The following is a 7,540-nucleotide window of genomic DNA, read 5'->3' as shown; positions in this document are numbered from 1 at the left end:
TAACGATTCCTCATTTCGAATGATGTGGTCATGGAATCGGGATTGCCAGGCAAAATCAGGATGTGTTTTGCGAGATTCAAAGGTCGTTTTCCCTTTATACCGGCGTATAATTTTTGACAGATTATCATGCAACATGGGATTGTTATTTCCTGTAATTCCTCCCCGTTTGGGGTTTCTGTCGGGGTTGGGTAGAGACGCGATTAATCGCGTCTCTACGGTGCGTCCATCTCTAAATGTACAAAATCAATAAAAAAAACTGACCGTCTAAAACTCACTATTTACAATAGATTGACATTTTTTAACTCACTTAAATATATAGTTTTCAACATCTAACATTTTGATTTAATTCAAAAAATATGTACTTTTATTTTTCTTAAAAACCAGTCAAATGCGAAAAATAATTGCCGCCTTTCTCACTTTAATTGTTCTTTTTAATTTAAATGCACAAGAAGATACGAATAAACGATTTAGTGAAATACCTGAAGAATTCCTTTCACATCCTGAACTTGGAAAAGTTAAACCCAAAAGCATCGGCCATACCGTTGATTATGAACTCATTCACTTAAGGGATGCGTACAGCAGGGTTTTTCTAAATAAAAACGGCAGCATTACCCGCGCGACATCTTCTGTGCCTCTGCATTTTGTAAATGCGCAGGGACAGTACCAAAGCCTGACTTATGCGCTGACTTCAACAGATGGTTTGAATTACCATTTTCCGGCAGAAAAACCAATGCAATCAATCAATATTGAAACGGCAGCTTTAAACTTTCGTAAATCATCCGACAACACTATGCTGTATGGCGAAAATATTCGCTTTTACCAAAAAGATACTTATGGATATATTTTAAAAATAAGCACCCCCAATTCAGCTCTTTTTAATCCACAGCTCTCAGAAGGAGAAGCATATTTCGAAGAATTTATACCGCAACTGGATGTCCAGCATGTTTTTATGGAAAATTTGCTCAAAACAAATTATATCATTCAGTCTGAAAGCTTTTTGGAAGATCCTGCTGCATGGCTGATTATTCGTGATGAAGTAAATATGCCGGAGGGCTGGACTTTTGAACATGAAAAAGAAAGCAATTTACAAACCGGACGATTATATGTTAAAAATGCGGACGATGAAATTGAGTTTATTTTCCAACATCCTGTAATAACCGATGCAACTGAAGTTAAAGACAGAAAAAAAGATAATCGCCCGCATATATTTGGTCAATATTATTTTGAAGAAATCAGCCCGGGTATTTTTTCTCTTGAACTGAAAGTTGATGCTGCTTGGTTGAAAGCACCTGAACGTGTTTATCCTGTAACGATTGACCCGACTGTAAGCCTGAACAATACGGATATTATGAACACCTGTTCTCATCCAAATTATGAAGAGGATATTTTAACGCTGAATGTACCTCAGGGCGATATGATAATAAGCACTTATCTTGAATGGGATTTTACGGCAGTATCCGGCACAAATGCCTGGATGGAAGATCAGAGGACATTTATTTCTGGGCCGTCAGGGCAAACGCAGGTTTATCAAGGCTCCGGACAAACAGATGGAATGCAAACCTATGTTGTTCAAAATACCGGTATAGCCAATGGTATTTCTAACGGAAGCGTAGATTTGACCTTTCATGCATCGCGTGTTTGGGGTGGTGCAGGCTGTAATGCGACTTTTAACTTTATCAACAGAAGGTATATTGAAATCACGCATGATGATGTTCAGTTTGGAGCCGGAGACATCGTTATTAATGAGTACTCAGCCTCAAACCTTGTCAATATCGGCAATGAACCTGAATATGCAGGATCTCCACACCATATCTCAGATGAGTTTAACAGATTTGAAAGCTGGGTTGAACTGTACAATACTTCTTCAAACTATGTTGACCTTACCGGATTTTATCTGAGCGACAATCCCAATAATCCTACTAAATGGGAGTTTCCCTCCGGATTTATTCCTCCTGACGGGCGTGTAATCATTTTTTGCTCCGGGAGAGATTTTGCTTCAGGAACAAATTTTCATACAAATTTCAGGTTGTCTCAAATGGATCCCGAGCACATAATCCTTACTGACCCTGACGGAACAGTATTGGAATCCTATGAACTTTGGCGGACTCAATTTGGTCATTCTTACGGAAGGGTAAGTGATGGAGCTGAAGAATGGGGAGTATTTGAAAATCCAACACCTTTAGGGTCAAATAGCGGTTCAAAACCGGCTTATACCTCAACCCCGGAATTTTCACTTAGTGCAGGCAATTATTCAGGTAGTCAAACTATCAGTATTACATCTCAAAACCCGAATGAGATAATCAGATATACCACCAATGGCAACAGACCAAACAGCAGCTCCCCAATTTACAACAGTCCGATTCAAATTCAGGAAACGACTGTTTTACGGGCAAGAGCTTATCACCCAACAGATTCATTAGCGCCGGGTTTTATTCAAACCAAAACCTATCTCATTGATGAAAATCATACACTGCCGGTTTTCAGTTTTTCAGGTAATATTGATTTAGAAGAGCTTTTTCTGGGAGATATCAACCTCAGACCAATTGGTACTTTTGAGTTTTTTGACAAGGATGGAAATTTCGTCGAAAAATCAGCCGGAGATCTTAATAAACATGGAAATGACTCCTGGAGTTATGCCCAGCGAGGCGTAGATTTTATTTCAAGAGGTCAGCACGGATACAATGACGCCTTAAATTACCCCTTCTTTTCTACTTCAGACCGAACTAATTACCGAAGATTGATGGTAAAAGCCGCAGCAAATGATAACTACCCTTTTGAAACCGGGGGTGCACACATACGGGATTCTTACGTACAAGGATTATCGCAATTAAGTGATTTGAATCTGGATGAACGCAGTTCATTAAATGTCATCGTTTATGTAAATGGCCAATATTGGGGTGTTTATGATTTAAGAGAAAAGGTGGACGACCATCACTACACACGTCACTATTATGACCAACACAGAAGACATCCTCAAAGTGATTATTATATTCAATTCCTAAAAACCTGGGGCGGCACAGCTCCCAAATACGGAAATCAAAATGCCGTAACAGATTGGGATCAAATGGTGCAGTACATCCAAAATAATGATATGGGAGACTCTCTGCATTTTGAATATGTAAATCAATCGCTTGATATCAGTAGCTTGATTGATTACTTTGTGATTAACTCCTTCGTGGTTTCCCGTGATTGGCTTAATTACAATACCGGTTGGTGGAGAGGCTTACATCCGGACGGGCAGGCAAAAAAATGGCGGTATATCCTGTGGGATCAGGAAGCCGGCCTCGGACATTATATTAACTGGACGAATATGCCTGATATTTCTGCGGAAGCTCCCCCCTGTCAGGTTGAACAGCTTACGGTTAATAACCACGGGCATGTACAAATTTTGCATAAGCTTATCACTGAAAATCATGACGTACGCACAAAATATGTGAATCGTTACAGCGACTTACTAAATACTCATTTTTCTTATGACAATCTGGTGCACATACTGGATAGTATGGTAGCCAACATTGAACCCGAAATGCCCCGCCAAATACAACGTTGGGGAGGTACCATGAATGAATGGCAAGCCAATGTGCAGGATGTGCGAGACTTTTTATTGACAAGAACGAATTATTTAATCAACGGCCTTGCAACTTGCTATAATTTAACCGGTCCATTTGCCACTACTTTTGATGTCTATCCCGAAGGAACCGGTAAAATCAGAATGAATTCGGAATGGATTACCGGATTCCCTTTTGAAGCGAATATTTATGGAAATATTCAAACGACTTTTGAAGCTGCCGGCTACGGTGGCTATGAACTTGAGTACTGGGAAATTGACAGTGCTGTTGTAAGTCCTGACTTGACTACTGCTGAAGTTACACTTATGATTGAGCAGGCTACGTCCGTAATTGCACATTTTCACCATCCCAACCTTGGTGATGATTCGCTGATTTATTATTGGCATTTCAATGAGCTTGAAACACCGATGGATGTAATTTCAATTGATGCCGATTACTCGATTGATGAAGATTTACATGCCTTTTTTACTTATACCGGCTCAGGATCCAGAGATATAGACATGTTTAATACCGGTTCTGAATTGAACCTTTACAAATTTGAAGTTCCCGGTAGGGCAGCAAGAGTGAGAAACCCTTCTAATGGCAGAAGTTTACTATTTGCAATGCCTACAAGCGGGTTTAAGGACATTAAATTTGATTATGCCGTGCACCGTTCGGGTCAGGGAATGCTAAAACACTATGTCTCTTATACAATTGGTGATGATATTTATATCCCGCTTACAGAATTTAATATCAGTGAAAATTATGAAATAAAATCAATTGACCTGAGTCATATTCCTGAAGTGAATAATAACCCGGATTTTAAAATTAGAATTCTTTTTTCCGGAAATACAGATCAGTCAAATGGGAATAATCGCTTTGACAATATCGCTTTAAAAGGCCAAATCTATATTGAGGAAGAGGTCCCGGAAGAGCCGGAAGAACCAATAGGCTTATCAGAAGTTGCTAATTCGGCAAACATCAAGATATATCCGAATCCGGCACAGGACAGGCTGAATATCCGGGTCAGTGATTTTTCTTCAGATAAGTCTTACCAACTGATAGATATTTACGGTAGGCTTTTACAATCAGGCTTGCTTACAGATGCTGAGACAAGTCTGAGTATCGATGAATATCCGGCAGGCTTTTATTTATTGCATATTGAAGGAAGGGTGTTTAAAATACAAATTGTAAGATAATTCTCTGTTTCTGTTGATTAGGCTCAAGATAGAGACGCAAGGGTAGAGACGCGATTTATCGCGTCTCTACCTACGAAAATCATTATTAAATCCGCCTTCTCCATTTTACCCAAATAAAAAAGGGTCTCAAACGCTAATGGCTTGAAACCCTTTGATATTTTGCTCCCCCTGTTGGACTCGAACCAACGACCTATTGATTAACAGTCAACCGCTCTAACCAGCTGAGCTAAGGGGGAATATTGACTTTTCTGCTGTTTTCTTTTAAGAAAGTGGCACAAAATTAGGCATTATTTTTCAAATTCACAATCTTTGCTAAAAAAAATATTATGAGTTTAGTTGTAGTTGGAACGGTCGCTTTTGATGCACTGGAAACACCTTTCGGAAAAACAGATAAAATTGTCGGTGGCGCAGCAACCTACATCAGTTGGGCCGCTTCCTTTTTATATAAACCTATTAAAATGATTTCTGTCGTGGGAGATGATTTCCCAACCGACATGATAGCTTCTTTTCAGCAAAGAGGTATATCGACAGAAGGCTTGCAAATAAAAAAGGGAGAGAAGTCTTTTTTCTGGTCCGGTAAGTATCATATGGATATGAATACCCGCGACACTCTGGCGACTGAATTAAACGTATTGGAACACTTTGACCCTATTGTGCCGGAAAGTTACGCAGACTGTAAATATTTGATGCTGGGCAACCTCACCCCGCAAGTCCAAAAACAAGTTATTGAACGCATGCCCAAAAGACCGGAACTTATCGTTCTGGATACAATGAACTTTTGGATGGATAGTCAACGGGAAGCTTTGGACGAAGTTATCAGCATGGTTGATGTGTTGACAATAAATGATGAGGAAGCCAGACAACTTTCAGGAGAATACAGTTTGGTAAGAGCCGCTCAAAAAATACTTAGAAAAGGGCCTAAATATCTGGTAATAAAGAAAGGAGAACATGGCGCTTTACTTTTCCACAAAAACGAGGTTTTCTTTGCTCCTGCATTGCCTCTCGAGGATGTTTTTGACCCAACCGGTGCCGGTGACACCTTTGCCGGTGGATTTTTGGGACACATTGCCGCTTCCGGTGACATCTCATTTAAAAACATGAAGCGGGCAATCGTTTATGGTTCTGCTATGGCTTCTTTTTGTGTTGAAAAATTTGGACTGGAAAGAATGCAACAACTTGATGAAAAACAGATTAATAATCGTATACAGGAGTTTGTTGACCTGGTTCAGTTTGATATTTCAATTGTTTAAAAAAAAAGAAAAATGGATTTAATTACACGAGTAAAAGGCAGTTTATACAATTTGTCAGACGGGAGATATTTTTCAGCCATGGGAGCCGAATGGGTTGATGTAAATTTGAACCCTGAACTGCCCGGCTTTATCCATCCTAAAGATGCACTGGAAATTAAAAACTGGTTATACGGCACATCTTTTGTTGCCGGATTTCATAATAACCCAAAAGAAGAAATTGAAAGTATAATTGAAACGGTACAACCTGACTATATTCAACTGACCGGTGAATATGATATTAATTGGATAAAACAATTGAATATTCCGGTTTTTAAACAGATATCTATTGAAAATGAAATGACCGCGGAAGAGCTGAAAAGTAAAATTGACAGCTACAAAGAGGCCGCGGAATATTTTATATTGGACTTTCTCTCTATTGGAGTCAAAATTGAAGATATGGAAAAAGAAGGTTCCTCAATTAAAATAAACGACCTTCGTCAACTTTGTAAAGAAAATAAAATTTTATTAAAAGCTGTTTTTACTCCACAAAACATACTGGAGATATTGGACTCAATAAAACCGGAAGGAATAAATCTGGTCGGGGGATCCGAAATAGAAGTCGGTGCAAAATCATTTGAAGACTTAAATGAGATTGCCGAAATACTGGAAAAAGAAGATTAGTCTATAATCTTTAAATCTTTCTTAGGCTATAGACAATTTAAATAGCAATTTAGAAATAAGAAAGTTTTTTTAAAACTTTGTGCCACTGCTGTTCATGTTTAAAACACTGCCGGATCCGGTTATTTCCACATCAGTTGTCGGGAATCCGATATATCTGACAACTCCACTACCGGAGATAAGAGCAACAAGTTTACCGGTTACCCAAACATCTGCATTGCCACTACCACTGATGTTAATATCAGCACTCGTGCTTTGCATATTATATGCTCTTACGTCTCCTGAGCCACTAATGTCTATGTTGTGAATATTTGTTGAACCCGTCAAGTGTATATTTCCCGAACCTGAAATTGTATTGTTTAATTCCTGAACATTTGCATTAAAAGTAATGCTTCCTGAGCCACTGATTTTGTTATTTACACGAAAGGTGTTAAATGTATTTTGGACTATAATATTTCCCGAACCGGTAATTTCAAGTGCATTTATGTCTGATGTTGAAATATACACATTTATATGGTCATTTGTTCTTCTGATACATTCATCTCTGCTTATTCTCAGCCTGCTGCCTTCCTGATTTGTTTTTATCAACGGAGCGATATTTTCATAAGACTCAACTCTTACTCCGTATTCAGTATCAATAGTTACAAAAACATTTGCATTGGTTTCCAGATATATGCGATTAAATTCACTATGGTTTCTGTTTTCAGAAACTATATCGCCCTTGCCTTTAGTACAAAATAAGCGATCATCTTTATTACAGGACAGTAAAAAGACAACAGTTATTAAGCAAAGGCTGATTTGGAAAAAGCTTCTTGTCTGCATGGCGAAATGTTTTAGTACGAATTTACAAAATTTCCTTCATAAATTATATATGGCATACAGAATA

At 38.5% G+C, this 7,540-nt stretch carries 4 protein-coding genes and 1 tRNA gene; 3 read left to right on the top strand and 2 right to left on the bottom strand.

Annotation, left to right across the window (positions count from 1 at the left end):
* The first annotated feature begins 388 nt into the window (after positions 1 to 388).
* Positions 389 to 4,747, top strand: a complete 4,359-nt coding sequence (locus EA412_02210; GenBank protein ID TVR82016.1) for a T9SS C-terminal target domain-containing protein — start codon at positions 389 to 391, stop codon at positions 4,745 to 4,747.
* Positions 4,748 to 4,906: 159 nt separating this feature from the next.
* On the opposite strand, the gene EA412_02205 is transcribed toward EA412_02210, so the two are convergent.
* Positions 4,907 to 4,983, bottom strand: a tRNA-Asn gene (locus EA412_02205).
* Between the two features lie 90 nt (positions 4,984 to 5,073).
* Between EA412_02205 and EA412_02200 the strand changes: the two genes are divergently transcribed.
* Both EA412_02200 and EA412_02195 read left to right on the top strand, forming a co-directional pair.
* A complete protein-coding gene (locus EA412_02200; GenBank protein ID TVR82015.1) occupies positions 5,074 to 5,997 on the top strand; it encodes a sugar kinase in 924 nt (307 codons plus the stop codon).
* A gap of 12 nt (positions 5,998 to 6,009) precedes the next feature.
* The gene (locus tag EA412_02195) at positions 6,010 to 6,657 is read left to right on the top strand and encodes a hypothetical protein (protein ID TVR82014.1); all 648 of its coding nucleotides are present in this window, start codon (positions 6,010 to 6,012) and stop codon (positions 6,655 to 6,657) included.
* 69 nt (positions 6,658 to 6,726) lie between these two features.
* On the opposite strand, the gene EA412_02190 is transcribed toward EA412_02195, so the two are convergent.
* Positions 6,727 to 7,476, bottom strand: a complete 750-nt coding sequence (locus tag EA412_02190; protein TVR82013.1) for a DUF2807 domain-containing protein — start codon at positions 7,474 to 7,476, stop codon at positions 6,727 to 6,729.
* Between the last annotated feature and the right edge of the window lie 64 nt (positions 7,477 to 7,540).

Source organism: Chitinophagaceae bacterium (genome assembly GCA_007695095.1).
Classification (GTDB): Bacteria; Bacteroidota; Bacteroidia; order Chitinophagales; family REEL01; genus REEL01.
The sequence above is the reverse complement of the archived record's forward strand: the minus strand, read 5'-3'. Positions and strand labels throughout refer to the sequence as shown.